Origin of the sequence: Snodgrassella alvi wkB2, assembly GCF_000600005.1 — a bacterium.
GTDB lineage: Bacteria > Pseudomonadota > Gammaproteobacteria > Burkholderiales > Neisseriaceae > Snodgrassella > Snodgrassella alvi.
Window position 1 is genome coordinate 390,283 of the sequence record NZ_CP007446.1, and the last position, 16,305, is coordinate 406,587.

Below are 16,305 nucleotides of genomic sequence, written 5' to 3' on the forward strand. Positions count from 1 at the left end.
GTGACAGAATCAAGTCTTCCGTTAGTTGTGGATTTAGATGGAACATTAATTCTGACTGATTCATTACATGAAACCCTGATTAGTATGCTTAAATTATATCCGTTTAAGCTTTTTAAATTAATAAGAGTGTATTTTCAAGGTAAGGCAGAATTTAAAAAATTTGTCTATGAATATAGTAATTTTAATGCTGATAAAATACCTTATCGTCATGAATTAGTAAAATACATACAAAAGCAACGACAACAAGGAAGAAAAGTCATACTTGCTACTGCTGCCTATAAAGATATTGCATATAAAGTAGCGAATTTTTTGAATTGTTTTGATGATGTTATTGCTACAGATTCACAAAAAAATTTAAAAGGAATAAACAAATTTAATGCGATAGAACAGAAAATCGGACGAAAATTTATATATGCTGGGAATGATAGTGCTGATTTGCCAATTTGGAAAGAGGCTAGTGGAGCTATTGTTACAGGAAATAAAACTGATAAACTTATAAAAATAATAAAGCAAAGCGGAACGCCGGTATTAAAACAGTTCAGCAATGAAGATAAAAAAATGATGACGTGGCTGAAAGCCATACGTTTACATCAATGTTTGAAAAATCTACTTCTCTTTGTTCCACTCCTTACTTCTTTTCAGTTTTATGATTTTCAAAAATTTTTAATAGTATCTACGGCTTTTATTGCTTTTTCTTTAGGTGCATCAGCAACATATATTTTAAATGATTTATGGGATCTAGAAAATGATCGTCAGCATTTGAATAAAAGACATCGACCGTTTGCTTCTGGAGATTTATCGATTGCTCAGGGTCTCAGGGTAAGTTTATTGCTTTTAATGAGTGCAGGATTAATTTCTATTTTGATATCAAGATATTTTTTTGGTATATTTTTATTATATTTATTTATAACAACACTATATAGTTTAAGGTTAAAACAGATTATATTGTTAGATATAATAGTTTTATCCGTTTTATATACCGTGAGAATATTAGCAGGCGGAATAGTTGCTAATATTGAATTAAGTTATTCTTTACTGGCATTTTCTGTCTTAATATTTTTAAGTTTGGCTACAGTGAAAAGGTGTGCTGAGTTAGTTTCAAAGTCTGATGAGAATAATTCGATTGCCGGTAGAGGGTATATAAAATCCGATTTAGATATTCTTTGGCCATTAGGTATCAGTACATATATTGGTGCCATTATTGTCTTTGGTCTTTATATTAATGCTCCGGAAACCATTGTTCATTATAGAACCCCTGCTTTATTATGGTTGGTACAATTATTGATGGTTTATCTGATTGGTAATTTATGGATGATGACTAAAAGAGGTTTAATGTATGATGACCCAATTGTATTTTTTATTCAAGATAAAAAAAGTCTAATTTTACTGACTTTAATAATATATATCATATTGTTAGCCAGATATATTTAGATTTCTGATTTGGAAGAGTTAGAGTGAATCTATTAACATTTATGCTTGCAGTTATCAGCGTTACACTAAATGCTCTGGCGCAAATTGCATTACGTAAAACTATGCAGACACTTGGGGAGTTTCCTCAAAGTGCTTCTGATTATTTATACTTTGGGTATCAGCTAATATTGAATGCATGGTTTATTACTGGTATGTGCCTTTATGCAATTAGTATTGGTTTATGGATGGCTGTATTGGGTAAAACTGAAGTGAGTCTGGCTTATCCGCTTTTATCAATTGGTTATATCATTACTGCTTTTATCGGGTATTTCTTCTTACATGAAAATGTTAATCTGCTTCGTATTATAGGTTTGATTACTATTTGTATAGGAATCATAATTATTTCCAGGAGTGCGTAAATTGCGTCATATTATTACCGGAGGTAGCGGGTTCACAGGACAGATTCTCATAAGAAAATTATTACAGAATGGCAATGAAGTAGTTAATTTTGACATAAAAAACTATACTGATTGCACTCTGGAAAAACAGAGTCAGTTTGTTTATGGTGATATACGTTCAGTTCAGGATATAAGAAAATTAAATCTTCAACCGGATGATATTGTTTATCATTTGGCTGCACGACAGTTTGCTGATAATGTACCCAGATCAAATCGTCAGGCTTGGTTTTTTGAGGTAAATGTTGCTGGTACTCAAAATATTTTGCAGGCAATGTCAGCAGCAGGTACGACCAGAATGGTATTTTTTTCTACTGATATGACCTATGGTATGGTGAATTCATGTCCGGTATCAGAGGATCATCCCCAAAATCCTTTGGGGCCATATGGAAGCAGTAAAGTTGAAGCAGAAAAATTAATTCGAAGTTATGAAAAATTAAATGCTACTATTTTTCGTCCCAGACTGATTACTGGTGCTGGGCGTTTAGGTATATTAGGTAAGTTATTCAGGCTGATATCTTTAAATATACCTGTGCCGATGATAGGAAATGGTACTAATCGTTATCAAATGGTAAGTGTTGATGATTGTGTTACTGCCGCTTTGCAGGCCTATAAAAATAACTTTCCCAGAGAAAATTTTAATTTGGGTTCATTAAATCCTCCGACAACCAGAGAGCTATTAGAGGCAATCATCAAACATGCTAATTCAAAATCTTTTTTAATACCGGTTCCTGCAAGATTGATTAAACCGGTACTGTCCGGACTGGATAAAATAGGCATGACACTATTATATCCTGAGCAGTATACCATTGCTGATCAGAATACTTTGCTTGATATTACAAAAGTTAATCAGTTGCTAGACTGGTCACCTTCATGTTCAGATATAACTGCTATGTGTGCTGCATATGATAATTATATTAATATAAAGAAAACCCAATAATGAGTAATGAAAACGTAAATGTTAAAGAGGCATTGTTATTTTCAATATTTTATGCAATTTCAATAATTATTATATGTAGTCTGTTTCAGAGTGATTTTTTTTGTATTGATGATGCTTCTTATGAAATGCTTGGTTTTTTCAGACAGATTGGCCATATTTGGTCAGAAGGGAGAATACCTTTTATAGTTGACTCTATGTATATCGGTGGTAATGAGATGATTGATTTAGGTAAAGGTATATTTTTACCTCAGAATATTCTGGTTTCTCTTATTACTTCTCGTTTTCATCATATTCTGTTATCTGGCTGGATACTGGCTTTTATAAATATCGTATTGGTTTCGCTATCTTCTTTGGTTATTGCCAGAGTATTCAGATTACATAAATGTTATGCTTATACACTGGCCGCATTTACAGTTATTCAGCCGGTCTTTCTTTATCAGTATCTGGGTGCCTGGTGGAATGCGGCAAACGGACAGGCTTGGGCAATGGTGTCTATTGCCACATTTTTATTACTTAAAAAAAATTACTCTAAAATCAATATTATTCTAAACTTTATATCAGTTATTTTTTTGCTTTCTTCCGGCTGGCCACATGGAGTAATAGGTTATGCTGTGTTTGTCGGAATAACTCTGGTTTTTGAATTTAAACAATCAGGTAAATTAAATAAAGTTGTTTACTTGAGTATTCCGGCTATTCTGGCACTTATTTTTTCTTTACCAATTTATTCCGAATATATTTTTTCGCATGATTTAACTAATCGCGTAAGTGGATTTGATAGTTCACTCAGAACTTTTATTCCTTCATGGTCTACTATTATTCTGGGTTTTTTTCCTACTTTTTATGATTATATGACTTATATCAGCTATAGGCTGGTGTTAGTACCTTTGGGTTTTTCTACTTTATTTTTACCTATGGTATTTTTTTACCGAAATATCAAAGAACTTTGGCAACGAGATAATATTCTGAAATGGTTTTCCACATTAATTATAATATTTTTTCTTTTATCACAAATGCCATCCCAGTTTGGCCCTTTGCGCTGGCCATTTCGATTTTTACCCTTTATTTCTTTTTTTATCTGTCTGGCTGTATTCTATATTTTACAGTATGCACATATTATCCAAGGTAAAAAGATAATATTAAATAAAAAAATTTATATTTCTTTATATATTATCTTAGGTGGATTTTTTTTATTTTTACCAGCTTATGCGGGCTTTGATACATTAACATTGATTCTGAGTTTAGTGTTGATGCTGTTTTTACTTGAACATGATTTATTTAATTTTAAAAAAAGTATATTAGTTAATTTTAATAAAAAATATTTTTTAGTTATTCTATTTGTATTTTGTCTGGTGTTTTTTAATTCTTGGAATCTTCATCCGTTTTATATTGTATTGCAAATTTTTTCTGTCTGGCTGCTTATATTGAGCCCGAAAATAATAGAGAGAAAAAGTTCATACGGGATGATAGGCTTAACTTTATTAATTTTATTATTGTTCCTTAACGGATTACCTACATTAGGCGGTTCTTATCAGCGTCAGACTGAATTAGCTGAACGTATTCAGTTACCAGATAATGTTAATTTACAAGGTTATGTTTTGTCTCTTCCATTAAATATTTATTTAAAACAAACCCGGCAATTAAATGATATTGCTTCAGCTCAGTTCGGTTTTTATGATATTAAATCAATAAATGGTTATTCTCCTGTAGGTAGTAAAAGACTCGAGAAAATATTACCGGTTAATCAGTCTGCACATGGTATTTTTACATCTAAACAGGCATTGGAGAATATTTTACAGAGTGCAAAAGGATTCAATGTTTGTCAGGCAGTGTTGATGCGGATTAGCACTATTATCGTTAATAAGGATGATTATGCTGCCTTTAGTCATCAGTTTAAGCAGTGCGGATATAGTGAAGTTCAATCAGCAGATAGCCGTAATGATTTGTATGTATCGTTACCATTTACTCTGACAAAAGGGTGGGAAAATAATTCTCCCTTTGTTTATCCTGATATAGCTGGTGTCAGAATTGTGAAACACGAAAATAATACAGATTGGGTTCAGATTCCAGAGCATAAAGATAATATTACTCTGATATTCCCGCGTTTATGGTGGTATGGTTATTCTGCTAAGATTGATGATCATATATTATCTGTTACTGCAGATAGTTCAGGTTCATTGGTACAGGTTTCCGTACCGTCTGATTTTAATGGAGTGTTACGTCTGAGTTATTTTCCGGTAACTTGGCGATATTTATGGTTTTTACCTATATTGGCAATAATGGGGTTGATAACTTTATTGTTTTTTAATGGTAAAGTTAAAGAAAGATTAAAACTTGAGTTAAAAATATTTTAAATCAGGGTTTAATTAAATAACTTTTCTAAATATAAAAATGCACTTTAAATTTCTAAAAGTGCATTTTTTTTTCTGTCATCAGACGGGTGTTTAGATTTTTTAATGTAAAAGAGACAAAACAGATTAATATTGAAAACTTTTTTGGCTATATAAATAACTGGTTTTTATTATTCCTATTTTGTTTTAAATATACTTAAAAAATTAATCTTATAAGACAATGTATTAAATTATTTTGTTTTGTCAATAATAATTTTGTTTGTTAAGCTATAGTCTTCTTAATTCATTAAAAATGTAAAGGTATGTTTATGAAAGAGATTCATGAGCTGATTGAAGCTGAGTTAAGTACTTTTGTTCAGCTGCGTCATGATATTCATCAACACCCTGAATTGGCTTTTGCAGAAAATCGAACCAGCGATAAAGTTGCCGGTTTGCTGGAGCAGTGGGGATATAAAGTTGAACGGGGTATTGGTGGTACTGGTCTGGTAGCACAACTTCAAGCCGGAAATGGTGACAGACGTATTGGTATCCGGGCTGATATGGATGCATTGCCGATCACTGAAGAAAGTGGTGTTGCGCATACAAGCCAGCATACAGGCAAAATGCATGCATGTGGCCATGATGGACATACTGTAATGCTACTGGCTGCGGCTAAGGTATTAGCCAGCAGAAAATCGTTTAATGGTACATTAAATCTGATTTTTCAGCCGGCGGAGGAATATGGCAAATCTGGTAGTGGTGCTATGCGGATGATTGCTGATGGTCTGTTTGAAAAATATCCGTGTGATGCCGTATATGGTATGCATAATATGCCGGGTTATCCGCAGGGACAGTTACATTTTTATGATGGCTGGATGATGGCTTCATCTGATGTGGCCACTATTACAATAAAAGGTGTAGGCGGGCATGGCGCGAAACCGCACAATACGCATGATCCGATTGTGGCTGCTTCTTCTATCGTAATGGCTTTACAGACAATTGTGTCACGCAATGTCAGTCCGCTGGATTCGGCTGTGGTTACCGTAGGTATGTTTCATGCCGGTGTGGCAAATAATGTGATTCCGGAGCAAGCTGAGTTAAAACTGACTGTGCGTTGCTTCAAGCCTGAAGTACGTAAGCTGTTACAGCAACGTATTGTGGCAATCGCTCAGGCTCAGGCACAAAGCTTTAATGTTGTGGCTGAAGTGGATTATCAGCATGGATATGCTCCTGTATTTAATACCAGTAAAGAAACTCAGTTTGCGCGCCAGGTGGCACGTGAAGTGGTAGCGGAAGAAAATATTGTCGATCAGACTGAACCAATGGCCGGAAGTGAAGATTTTGCATTTATGCTGGAAAAATGTCCGGGAAGTTATTTGTTTATTGGTAATGGTCTGAAAGAGGTGGATGCTGCTTCGGGTTTTGATTTGCATAATCCTTATTATGATTTCAATGATAAAAATATAGCTATTGGTGCGACATACTGGGTAGCACTGGCTGAGCGCTTTTTAAAATAAATCAGATTTGAATATTTAATAAAATAATTGGAGTAATGATATGAATACAGGACAAGTAGCTATAGAGCATAATAAGCCACCGGCGAAAGCGATTGCGGCGGCGGTGGCAGGGAATGCACTGGAATTTTATGATTTTATTATTTATTCATTTTTTGCAGTGTATATTGCGCAATCATTTTTTCCCTCAACCAATAATGATAAATACACCAGTTTGCTTGCTGCAGTAGCTGTATATGGTGTCGGTTTTTTTACGCGACCGTTGGGTGGTTTACTTATTGGTGCCTATGCAGACAAAAAAGGTCGTCGGGCAGCGATGATGCTGACTGTGGCATTAATCACGCTGGGAACACTGGGACTGGCTGTTACACCCAGCTATGAGGTGATCGGGATTGCAGCTCCTATTATTGTGGTTATTGCACGTATGGTTCAGGGGCTGGCTTTAGGTGGAGAAGTAGGTCCGGCTTCAGCAATGCTGATTGAATCTGCTCCGCCAGATAAACGTGCTTTTTATGCCAGCTGGCAAATGGCCAGTCAGGGAATTGCGGTAGTGGTTGGTGGTTTGGTTGGTTTTACTGTTTCCAGTATTCTGACTCTGGAACAGTTGAATGCATGGGGCTGGCGCATCCCTTTTCTGATAAGTCTGGTATTAATTCCGATTGCTCTGTATATTCGCCGAGCCTTACCGGAAACACTGGAAGAACCGACTCATCACAGTGGTACTCAGATGATAAAAATCATATTTTCCCGTTATAGGAACGAGGTGATACTGGGAGTTATGGTGCTGATGTCGACGGCTATTACCGCTCAGGTAGGTAATTATATGACTACTTTTGCTATCGATACGTTTAAACTTAAGCCAAATATTGCGCAAATCTGCACTACTTCGGGTGGGTTGATGATGTTTGTGTTTTCATTACTGGCAGGTATGCTGGCTGATAAATATGGTCGTAAAAGTATTATATTATGGCCACGGGTGGCTTTAATGTTGCTGATTGTGCCGATGTTTTATCTGTTGGTAAAAACTGAAAGTGTGGCGATGCTGTTGCTGGTAACAATGATGGTAACGTTGTTAACAGGGATGAGCGGCGCCAGTAGTTTAGTGGCTATTCCGGAAATGATACCGTTTAAACTACGCGCAACCGCTGTATCACTAATTTATGCTATTAGTATAACTTTGTTTGGTGGTACGGCACAATTTGTGATTACCTGGCTGATCAAGCATTTTGGTGCAGTATCGCCGGCTTATTATGTAGCAGGTACCAGTTTATTATCTGTAATAGCTATTCTGATGATGCCGGAAACACGTCATATAAATGTAAAAGATTAAATCTATCATAATGATATAAAAATGCCGGCAAACAATGCCGGCGTTTTTTTATATGCTCATTTAAATGATATTTTTCACTACTTCAACAACCTGTTCGACAGTGAAACCAAATTCCTGAAAGAGTTTCTCAGCTGGTGCGGATTCACCAAAACGATTAATACCAATAATGGCACCATTCGTACCCACGTATTTATACCATGAATCACTGACACCGGCTTCAATGGCAATACGAGGCAGATGAGCAGGTAAGACGCTGTCACGGTAGGCTTGATCCTGCTGATCAAAAATATGGGTATTAGGCATAGATACAACTGTTGTGGCAATACCTTGTTCAGCTAATTTGCTCTGAGCATTGATAGCCAGCTCCACTTCAGATCCTGTGGCAATAAGTACCGCCTGTGCAGCCTTTGTATCGGGTGCTTTCAGTACATAACCGCCACGACGGATATTGGCTAGCTGCTGGTTATCCCGTGGCATAAATGGTAACCCCTGACGGCTGAATATCAGGCAACTGGGGTGATTGGTTGCAGCGGCGGCATCTGCCCACGCTATCAGTGATTCGGCACTGTCACACGGTCGCCATACACTCATGTTCGGAATCAGACGCAGGGTGGCAATTTGTTCAATCGGCTGGTGTGTTGGACCATCTTCTCCCAAGCCGATAGAATCGTGTGTGAATACAAATATCGGGTTGATTTTCATTAGTGCAGCCATGCGCAAAGCATTACGGGCGTATTCACTGAACATCAGGAAAGTAGCTCCGAATGGTTTGATACCACCGTGCAGGCTCAAACCATTCATAATGGCTGCCATACCAAATTCTCGCACGCCATAATGGATGTAATTGCCGCCACTGGTGGCTGTCACGGCAGTACTGCCAGACCAGTCGGTCAGGTTTGAGGGGGTAAGATCTGCAGATCCGCCTACAAATTCAGGTAGAATTTGTGCCAGAATTTCGATGCTGTTCTGACTGGCTTTGCGGGTGGCCACTTTTTCAGCTTTGCTGCATACTTCATTTAATGCATTTTGAACGTGTTCTTCAAAATTTTCCGGCAGTTTACCGTCCATGCGGCGGATAAATTCAGCTGCTTCAGCAGGGTATTGTTGCTGATACCGATTAAACAGATTTTGCCACTGCTGTTCCAGTTGAGTACCGGCTTTAACCGCACTCCAGTCGTCATAGATTTCCTGCGGAATGGTAAATGGTTCATGTGTCCAGTTCAGAGCAGCGCGGGTAGCGGCAATTTCTTCGGCACCTAATGGTGCGCCATGGGTTTTATGGCTGCCTTCTTTGTTAGCGGCACCTTTGCCGATTCTGGTTTTACAGCAGATAATCGATGGTTTCTCGGTTTCGGCTTTTGCTGCGGTAATGGCTGCGCGGATAGCGGTTTCATCATGGCCGTCTACATTGGCAACTGTGTGCCAGCCGTAAGAGTTAAAGCGTTCAGGAATGTTTTCGCTGAACCAATTGTCTACTTTGCCATCAATTGAGATGTTGTTGTCATCATACAGAACAATGAGTTTGCCCAGTTTAAGCGTGCCGGCCAGTGAACATACTTCATGGGATATTCCTTCCATCAGACAGCCATCGCCGACAAATACGTAAGTATAGTGATCAACAATATTCAAGCCCGGTTTATTAAATCGGGCAGCCAGAATTTTTTCTGCTAGTGCCATACCAACGGCATTACCAATTCCTTGTCCAAGTGGTCCGGTTGTGGTTTCTACACCATCAGTGTAGCCGTATTCCGGATGTCCCGGGGTTTTGCTGTGCAGCTGGCGAAAATTTTTCAGATCTTCAATACTGAGATTGTAACCGCTCAGATGCAGCAGACTATACAGCAGCATGGACGCGTGTCCGTTCGAAAGGATGAAACGGTCGCGGTTGTAAAACTTGGGGTTAGCTGGGTTATGTTGCAGGAATTCGCGCCACACTACAGTAGCCATTTCGGCCATACCCATTGGTGCGCCCGGATGCCCTGAGTTAGCCTGTTCAATTGCGTCCATTGCCAGGAAGCGAATTGCATTAGCGAGATGTGAAGCCATGAAGTTGCCTTTTGATAAGGGAATTGCTGGTTGCGATAGCGATGTGAGTTAATGGACTGTACTCCGCCGCAAGAGACAAAGGTTATCCAGTACGAATTATCCTGAATCTGCACAAACCTTTCAAGGTAAGACTGTTTTTATCTGATTTTGATGGTTTGAAAAAGGGACAGTTAAGTTGGGATATTCATAATAGTATCGTACTCTTATTAATTAAAATAATAATTGCATAATTTGAGTCTATATTTTATGCTATTGTCAATTTATAAGTATGATTTGATCAGCACATTTTATCAATCAAAGGAGAATACAGAGTGCAAAAGATTTGTATGATTCTGGTACTGTTGTTTGCTATGGCTTCGGTGTGGGCTGCTGTTAATATTAATACTGCTTCTTCACAGCAGTTACAATCTTTACCGAATATTGGTGCAGTTAAAGCGCAGGCAATTATTGATTATCGTAATGCGCATGGTCCTTTTCATTCCACGGAAGATATTATGCGAGTAAAAGGCATTGGTAAGGCAACTTATGAAAAATTGCAAAATGATATTAGTGTCAGTGGTGTAACGATTAATTCGAACCCAGCTTCTAAATATCGTCGTGCTGTACCGGCTACCGCTGCATCCAGATAGTATTAGCTATCTGCATATACTTTTTAGTCTCTGAATATATTGGCTTTAATGTGATGATAAAAATTCTCAGCCTGCGGTGATAGTTTGCGTTCTTTATGTTTAATCAGATAAATGGACCGTTCCAGATTCATGTCTCTGACATCTCTGACTACGAGATTTTTATGTTCAAATTGAAATAATGTTAATCTCGGCACTATGCCAATGCCGTAATTAGCCGCTACCAGTCCCATCATGGTGGTGAGCTGGCTAACTTCTACTACATAATTTATTCCGAATAAATCTACAATTTTATCAACAAAATGGCGAATGCTGGTGCCTTTAGTAAATCCAATCATGCCATATTCTAGTAAATCTTTTAATTCAATATCTGCTTTGCTGGCCAGTGGATGATTGATATGACATATGAGATGGAACTTGTCAGAAAAAAGGAACTCAGCAGAAATTTCAGTTAAAGAGGGAGATTTTGCGGTTAACGCCAGTTCTGCATGTCCTTGTAACAGGGCTTGCAGGCACAAATCCCATTGTGTATCGAGTAATTCAACTTGGACATTGGCATGCTGATGATGAAAAGTAGCCAGCAGCTGTGAAACCCATTGTACGACGATAGACGGCATAACTGCCAGTACCAGTTTTTCCTTATGATTATTGGCATGTGAGCGGATTTCTTTGGTAGTGCGCTCATAGGCAAACATGAGTTCACGTGCCAGTTTGATGAAGTGGATTCCGTCTTCATTAAGCTGAACTTTACGGGTATCTCTGTCAAACAGGCGATAGCCGATTTCCTGTTCCAGATTGGCAATCAGACTACTAAATGCAGGCTGAGACAAATGGATCTTCTGAGCTGCACGGGTGAAGTTATCTTCTTCTACCAGCGCCAGAAAGGCTTTTATCTGCTTGATTGATATATTCATATAGCATTATTTGCCGTATTTAAATCCATATTGCTATCTACAATAGCATATTTAGCGTTAATACATATTGAGTTTTATCAAATTTTTCATATGCTGCCGGATTTATCGAATTTGTTTATTAATCGATTTTTATTATCGATTAGACAGGGTGTGTCGTTATGGTGAGAATGCAAAGGCTTTCTTAAATATTTATTCATTTATTCTTTTTTAATAATAACCCAAAAAGGGGATTCTTATGCTGGCTTTAGTAGGCATATTAACTATTGCAACTTTGCTATTTTGCATTATGAGCAAGCGGTTATCGCCAATAGTCGCTTTGATTATTATTCCTATTCTAGGGGCTGTAATCGCACTATATATCGTACCGTTGTTTCAGGGTAGTCTGGATGTAGTACCTCATTACACCGTTATACCAAAAATGGTGGTAACAGGAATATCCAAACTGGCACCTATGGCAGCGATGTTTGTGTTTGCCATTATTTTCTTCGGTGTGGTAAGTGATGCCGGGATGTTTGATCCGATTATTGCCAAGATTCTGAAGGTGGTAGGTACTAATCCCAAGAGAATTATTATTGGTACTGGTGTTCTGGCACTGATTGCGCATCTGGATGGTAATGGAGCAGTGACATTTTTGATTACAGTACCGGCCATGCTGCCTTTATATAACAAACTTGGTATTGATAAGCGAATTCTTGCCGGGATTACAGCACTGAGTGCCGGTGTAAATTTCCTGCCATGGACCGGACCGATGATTCGTGCTTCCGCAGCACTGGAGGTATCTACACATGATCTGTTTACGCCACTGATTCCGGCGCAAATTTGCGGGCTGGCATTTATGGTGTTTATGGGCTGGTACTGGGGACGCAAAGAAGAAAAACGCTTAGGTCTGGCCGGAGCCGGTGCTGGTGCAGTAATCGGTGGTGAAAATGAAGAAACAGCAACACATTTTGCGCCAAAAGAATTAACCGAAGAAGAGCAAAAGCTGCGTCGGCCGCATTTATTCTGGGCGAATATTACTCTGGTGATTCTGGTAATTACGGGTATGGTAGCCACAAAAATATCACCAGTGGTTATTTTTATGGTGGCCTGCTGTATTGCGCTGACATTAAATTACCGCAAGCCTGCTGAACAATCTGCACGGATTAATGCTCATGCTAAGGGCGCGCTGATGATGGCATCCATTTTGTTTGCTGCCGGTGTGTTCACAGGCATCATGGGTGAATCCGGTATGCTCAAAGCTATGGCAAATTCAGCCGGTCATTTTGTACCTGACAGCTTGTCTTCTCATATTCCGTTTATTGTCAGTCTGGTAGCAATGCCGCTGAGTCTGGTGTTTGACCCTGATTCCTATTATTTCGGCATTATGCCGGTGGTGGCCAATATTGGTGGTTTCCCGCCTATTCAGGTAGCTCAGGCTTCTTTACTTGGACAGATGACTACTGGTTTCCCGGTTAGTCCGCTGACTCCGGCTACCTTCCTGTTGTGCAGTCTGTCCGGCGTGGATTTGGCTGACCATCAGAAATTCTCTATTCCGATACTTTGGCTGGCTTCTATCGTGATGGCTGTAGGTGCGATGTTATTCGGAGTATTCCCGATATAAACAGGTTGTTTTTAAGTTGTTGAATGTAAAAAGGATATGACATATGAAAAAAATCAGAATTGGTTGTGGTGCCGGATATGGTGGCGACCGGATTGAACCGGCTGTAGAGCTGGCGGAAAAAGGGGATATTCAGTATCTGGTATTTGAATGTCTGGCTGAACGCACGATTGCTATCGGTCAGCGCCAGAAAAAGCATAATCCGGAAACCGGTTTTAATGAATTACTGGCAGCGCGTATGCAGGCAGTATTACCGGCCTGTCTGGAAAAGGGAATCAAGATTGTTACTAATATGGGTTCTGCCAATCCGCGTGCAGCAGCCAAAGTAACTGCCGAAATCGCACGTTCTCTGGGCGCAAAAAATCTGAAAATTGCCATTATTGAAGGCGATGATGTTTACGAACAGGTTATGCAGCAGGATCTGCCACTGGATGAGTTACAAAAACCGGTTTCACAATGCGGTAAGAAAATTGTTTCAGCCAATGCTTATATCGGCGCTGAACCAATGGTACAGGCGCTGGACAATGGTGCTGATATTGTTATTGCCGGTCGTGTTTCTGACCCGTCTCTGTTCCTGTCAATCATGATGCATGAGTTTAAATGGGGTGCAGAAGATTGGGAGCATCTGGGTAAGGGCACTATTCTGGGACACTTGCTTGAGTGTGCCGGCCAGATTACTGGTGGTTATTTTGCTGATCCGGGTTACCGCGATGTACCTGATCTGGCACGTCTGGGCTTTCCGATTGCCGAAATCAGTGCCGATGGTGATGCAGTAATTACTAAAGTTGAAAGCTCTGGCGGCATGGTTACTCCTGATACCTGTAAGGAACAGATGCTGTATGAAATTCATCGCCCGGATGAATATAAAACACCGGATGTCACCGCAGATTTCACGCAGGTAACCTTTACACAAGTAGGTAAAGACCGTGTTGCAGTTACTGGTGGTACAGGTCGTGCCCGTCCTGAGACGCTGAAGGTCTCTGTAGGTTATGAAGATGGTTTTATTGGTGAAGGTGAGATGAGCTATGCCGGTCCGGGAGCGGTAGAGCGCGGTCGTCTGGCACTGGCCATCGTAAAAGAGCGGTTTGAAATCGCACATGCAGAACCACAAGAGGTGCGTTTTGATCTGATTGGTATCGATTCACTGCACGGTGCAACTTTGTCACAGAGCAGCCAGCCGTATGAAGTTCGTGTGCGTGTAGCCGGACGTTTCGCAACTAAAGCTGCGGCAGCAGTTGTGGGTAATGAAGTTGAAGCTTTATATACCAATGGTCCGGCCGGCGGTGGCGGTGCTATGAAATCTGTAAAAGAAATTGTGGCTATGGATTCAACATTTATTCCCCGTAATCTGGTGACAACCAGTATTGACTATCTGGAGGTTTGATAATGAAGTTACGTGAAATTGCACACTCTCGTACTGGTGATAAAGGTAATACTTCAAATATTTCGGTAATTGCTTATCGGCCTGAAGATTATGAACGTATTAAAGCAGCAGTGACTGCAGAAAAGGTTAAAGCGTTTTTTGCAGACATCGTGACTGGTGATGTTGTGCGCTATGAATTACCGAATATCGGTGCACTGAATTTTGTTATGTATGGTGCTTTGGGTGGTGGTGTTACCCGTACGCTGGCACATGATATGCATGGTAAAGGTTTGAGTGCAGCAATTCTGGATATGGATATTGAGTAATTAATCACTTGCCGGCGGTGCTTTTCAGGGTATCGCCGGCAAATCAAATATTGTCATAGATCTATAACAAAATCAGTTGTTATGTATTTGTCCGGTCTTTGGTTTATCTCAGGTTAGAAGAGTATGAAAACAAAACAGCTCAGTTTAGCGGATGTAAAAAATCATCTGTGGGATGGAATGACCATTATGTTTGGCGGTTTTATGGGAATCGGTACGCCCGCCAGACTGGTACAGGCTATTCTGGATTCAGGGGTTAAGGATTTAACTATTATTGGAAATGATACTGCGTTTGTAGAAACCGGTGTCGGCCCGCTGATTACGAATAATCGTGTCAAAAAAGTGATTACTTCGCATATCGGTACTAATCCGGAAACCGGTAAGAAAATGATTGCCGGTGAGATTGAAGTTGAACTGGTACCGCAGGGTACGCTGGCAGAGCGGATTCGTGCTGCCGGCGCAGGTTTGGGTGGTGTGCTGACACCTACCGGATTGGGAACAATTGTCGAAGAAGGCAAACAGAAAATCGCGGTAAACGGACAGGAATACCTGCTTGAATTGCCTTTACAGGCTGATCTGGCCATTGTGGAAGCAAAAACGGCAGATAAGCTGGGTAATCTGGTGTATGAACTGTCTGCTCAGAATTTTAATCCGCTGGTTGCTCTGGCTGCGAAAAAGGTAATTGTTGAAGCAGGCAATGTGGTTGAAGTGGGTGAAATTTCACCTGATGCGGCGACTACACCGGCAGCGCTGGTTGATTATATTGTTTATCCGGAATAAAGGAAGAGTCACCATGAATGCAAAAGAATTAATTGCACGCAGAATTGCATTGGAATTCAATGATGGGGATGTGGTGAATCTGGGTATTGGTCTGCCAACTCAGGTAGCCAATTATGTATCGGAAGATATTCATATTACTTTGCAGTCTGAAAACGGTTTTCTCGGTCTGGCTGCACTGGACCCTGAAAAAGCCAATCCTAATCTGGTGAATGCAGGTGGTCAGCCATGTGGTATCGCTGCCGGCGGTTGTACTTTTGACAGTGCATTTTCATTTGCACTGATTCGCGGCGGCCATGTTGATGCTTGTGTGTTGGGTGGTCTGGAAGTCGATCAGCAGGCAAATCTGGCAAACTGGATGGTGCCGGGCAAAATGGTACCGGGCATGGGTGGTGCAATGGATCTGGTAACCGGTTCGCGCCGGGTTATTATTGGTATGGAGCATTGTACTAAAAATGGTGAATCCAAGATTCTGAAAGAATGTACTTTGCCGCTAACAGCAAAAAACAAAGTTAATCTGATTGTTACTGAATTGGCTGTGTTTGGCTTTAAAGACGGACAACTGGTTTTACTGGAACATGCACCAGGCGTTGATCTGGAAACAATTAAGGCTAAAACTCAGGCTGAATTTACTGTGGCTGAAGATTTCCGTGAAATGGCAATCAGCCAGCGTGGTTTATAGG

14 protein-coding genes are annotated in these 16,305 nt (G+C 39.8%); 12 read left to right on the forward strand and 2 right to left on the reverse strand.

Annotated features, from left to right (window positions below; all coding sequences use genetic code 11):
- The 6 genes from SALWKB2_RS01720 (at nucleotide 1) to SALWKB2_RS01745 (ending at nucleotide 7,976) form a co-directional block, all read left to right on the forward strand.
- Nucleotides 1–1,431, forward strand: coding sequence for a UbiA family prenyltransferase (locus SALWKB2_RS01720; protein WP_025329963.1), 1,431 nt, complete (start codon nucleotides 1–3; stop codon nucleotides 1,429–1,431).
- Nucleotides 1,432–1,454: 23 nt separating this feature from the next.
- Entirely contained in the window at nucleotides 1,455–1,829 is a 375-nt protein-coding gene (locus SALWKB2_RS01725; RefSeq protein WP_144353312.1) for an EamA family transporter, read from the forward strand.
- 1 nt (nucleotide 1,830) lies between these two features.
- A complete protein-coding gene (locus tag SALWKB2_RS01730) occupies nucleotides 1,831–2,805 on the forward strand; it encodes an NAD-dependent epimerase/dehydratase family protein (protein WP_025329965.1) in 975 nt (324 codons plus the stop codon).
- Nucleotides 2,806–3,290: 485 nt separating this feature from the next.
- The gene (locus SALWKB2_RS01735) at nucleotides 3,291–5,156 is read left to right on the forward strand and encodes a YfhO family protein (RefSeq protein ID WP_148295343.1); all 1,866 of its coding nucleotides are present in this window, start codon (nucleotides 3,291–3,293) and stop codon (nucleotides 5,154–5,156) included.
- 305 nt (nucleotides 5,157–5,461) lie between these two features.
- On the forward strand, nucleotides 5,462–6,649 hold the full coding sequence (locus SALWKB2_RS01740) for a M20 aminoacylase family protein (RefSeq protein ID WP_025329967.1): 1,188 nt from the start codon (nucleotides 5,462–5,464) through the stop codon (nucleotides 6,647–6,649).
- Between the two features lie 40 nt (nucleotides 6,650–6,689).
- Nucleotides 6,690–7,976: an MFS transporter gene (locus SALWKB2_RS01745; protein ID WP_025329968.1), complete on the forward strand. Its 1,287-nt coding sequence runs from the start codon at nucleotides 6,690–6,692 to the stop codon at nucleotides 7,974–7,976.
- A gap of 60 nt (nucleotides 7,977–8,036) precedes the next feature.
- On the opposite strand, the gene tkt is transcribed toward SALWKB2_RS01745, so the two are convergent.
- The gene (gene tkt / locus SALWKB2_RS01750; protein WP_025329969.1) at nucleotides 8,037–10,022 is read right to left on the reverse strand and encodes a transketolase; all 1,986 of its coding nucleotides are present in this window, start codon (nucleotides 10,020–10,022) and stop codon (nucleotides 8,037–8,039) included.
- A 311-nt stretch (nucleotides 10,023–10,333) separates the two neighbouring features.
- Here tkt and SALWKB2_RS01755 point away from each other — a divergent pair, with 311 nt between their 5' ends.
- Entirely contained in the window at nucleotides 10,334–10,651 is a 318-nt protein-coding gene (locus tag SALWKB2_RS01755; protein ID WP_025329970.1) for a ComEA family DNA-binding protein, read from the forward strand.
- Nucleotides 10,652–10,674: 23 nt separating this feature from the next.
- Here SALWKB2_RS01755 and SALWKB2_RS01760 read toward each other — a convergent pair whose 3' ends face one another.
- A complete protein-coding gene (locus SALWKB2_RS01760) occupies nucleotides 10,675–11,562 on the reverse strand; it encodes a LysR family transcriptional regulator (RefSeq protein ID WP_025329971.1) in 888 nt (295 codons plus the stop codon).
- Between the two features lie 235 nt (nucleotides 11,563–11,797).
- On the opposite strand from SALWKB2_RS01760, the gene SALWKB2_RS01765 reads away from it, so the two are divergent.
- The 5 genes from SALWKB2_RS01765 to SALWKB2_RS01785 all read left to right on the forward strand — a co-directional run bounded on the left by SALWKB2_RS01765 (nucleotide 11,798) and on the right by SALWKB2_RS01785 (nucleotide 16,304).
- Nucleotides 11,798–13,162: a CitMHS family transporter gene (locus SALWKB2_RS01765; protein ID WP_025329972.1), complete on the forward strand. Its 1,365-nt coding sequence runs from the start codon at nucleotides 11,798–11,800 to the stop codon at nucleotides 13,160–13,162.
- A gap of 43 nt (nucleotides 13,163–13,205) precedes the next feature.
- Nucleotides 13,206–14,543: an acyclic terpene utilization AtuA family protein gene (locus SALWKB2_RS01770; protein WP_025329973.1), complete on the forward strand. Its 1,338-nt coding sequence runs from the start codon at nucleotides 13,206–13,208 to the stop codon at nucleotides 14,541–14,543.
- A 2-nt stretch (nucleotides 14,544–14,545) separates the two neighbouring features.
- Nucleotides 14,546–14,848, forward strand: coding sequence for an AtuA-related protein (locus SALWKB2_RS01775; RefSeq protein WP_025329974.1), 303 nt, complete (start codon nucleotides 14,546–14,548; stop codon nucleotides 14,846–14,848).
- Between the two features lie 123 nt (nucleotides 14,849–14,971).
- A complete protein-coding gene (atoD, locus tag SALWKB2_RS01780) occupies nucleotides 14,972–15,625 on the forward strand; it encodes an acetate CoA-transferase subunit alpha (protein WP_025329975.1) in 654 nt (217 codons plus the stop codon).
- A 13-nt stretch (nucleotides 15,626–15,638) separates the two neighbouring features.
- Nucleotides 15,639–16,304: a 3-oxoacid CoA-transferase subunit B gene (locus SALWKB2_RS01785; protein ID WP_025329976.1), complete on the forward strand. Its 666-nt coding sequence runs from the start codon at nucleotides 15,639–15,641 to the stop codon at nucleotides 16,302–16,304.
- Nucleotide 16,305: the final 1 nt, after the last annotated feature.

Excerpts from the sequence above, each read along its gene's own strand:
- SALWKB2_RS01735 (WP_148295343.1), top strand. The coding sequence starts at position 3,291 with ATGGTGTCTATTGCCACATTTTTATTACTTAAAAAAAATTACTCTAAA.
- atoD (WP_025329975.1), top strand. The coding sequence starts at position 14,972 with ATGAAAACAAAACAGCTCAGTTTAGCGGATGTAAAAAATCATCTGTGG.
- SALWKB2_RS01760 (WP_025329971.1), bottom strand. The coding sequence starts at position 11,562 with ATGAATATATCAATCAAGCAGATAAAAGCCTTTCTGGCGCTGGTAGAA.
- SALWKB2_RS01775 (WP_025329974.1), top strand. The coding sequence starts at position 14,546 with ATGAAGTTACGTGAAATTGCACACTCTCGTACTGGTGATAAAGGTAAT.
- SALWKB2_RS01770 (WP_025329973.1), top strand. The coding sequence starts at position 13,206 with ATGAAAAAAATCAGAATTGGTTGTGGTGCCGGATATGGTGGCGACCGG.
- SALWKB2_RS01785 (WP_025329976.1), top strand. The coding sequence starts at position 15,639 with ATGAATGCAAAAGAATTAATTGCACGCAGAATTGCATTGGAATTCAAT.
- tkt (WP_025329969.1), bottom strand. The coding sequence starts at position 10,022 with ATGGCTTCACATCTCGCTAATGCAATTCGCTTCCTGGCAATGGACGCA.
- SALWKB2_RS01745 (WP_025329968.1), top strand. The coding sequence starts at position 6,690 with ATGAATACAGGACAAGTAGCTATAGAGCATAATAAGCCACCGGCGAAA.
- SALWKB2_RS01740 (WP_025329967.1), top strand. The coding sequence starts at position 5,462 with ATGAAAGAGATTCATGAGCTGATTGAAGCTGAGTTAAGTACTTTTGTT.
- SALWKB2_RS01765 (WP_025329972.1), top strand. The coding sequence starts at position 11,798 with ATGCTGGCTTTAGTAGGCATATTAACTATTGCAACTTTGCTATTTTGC.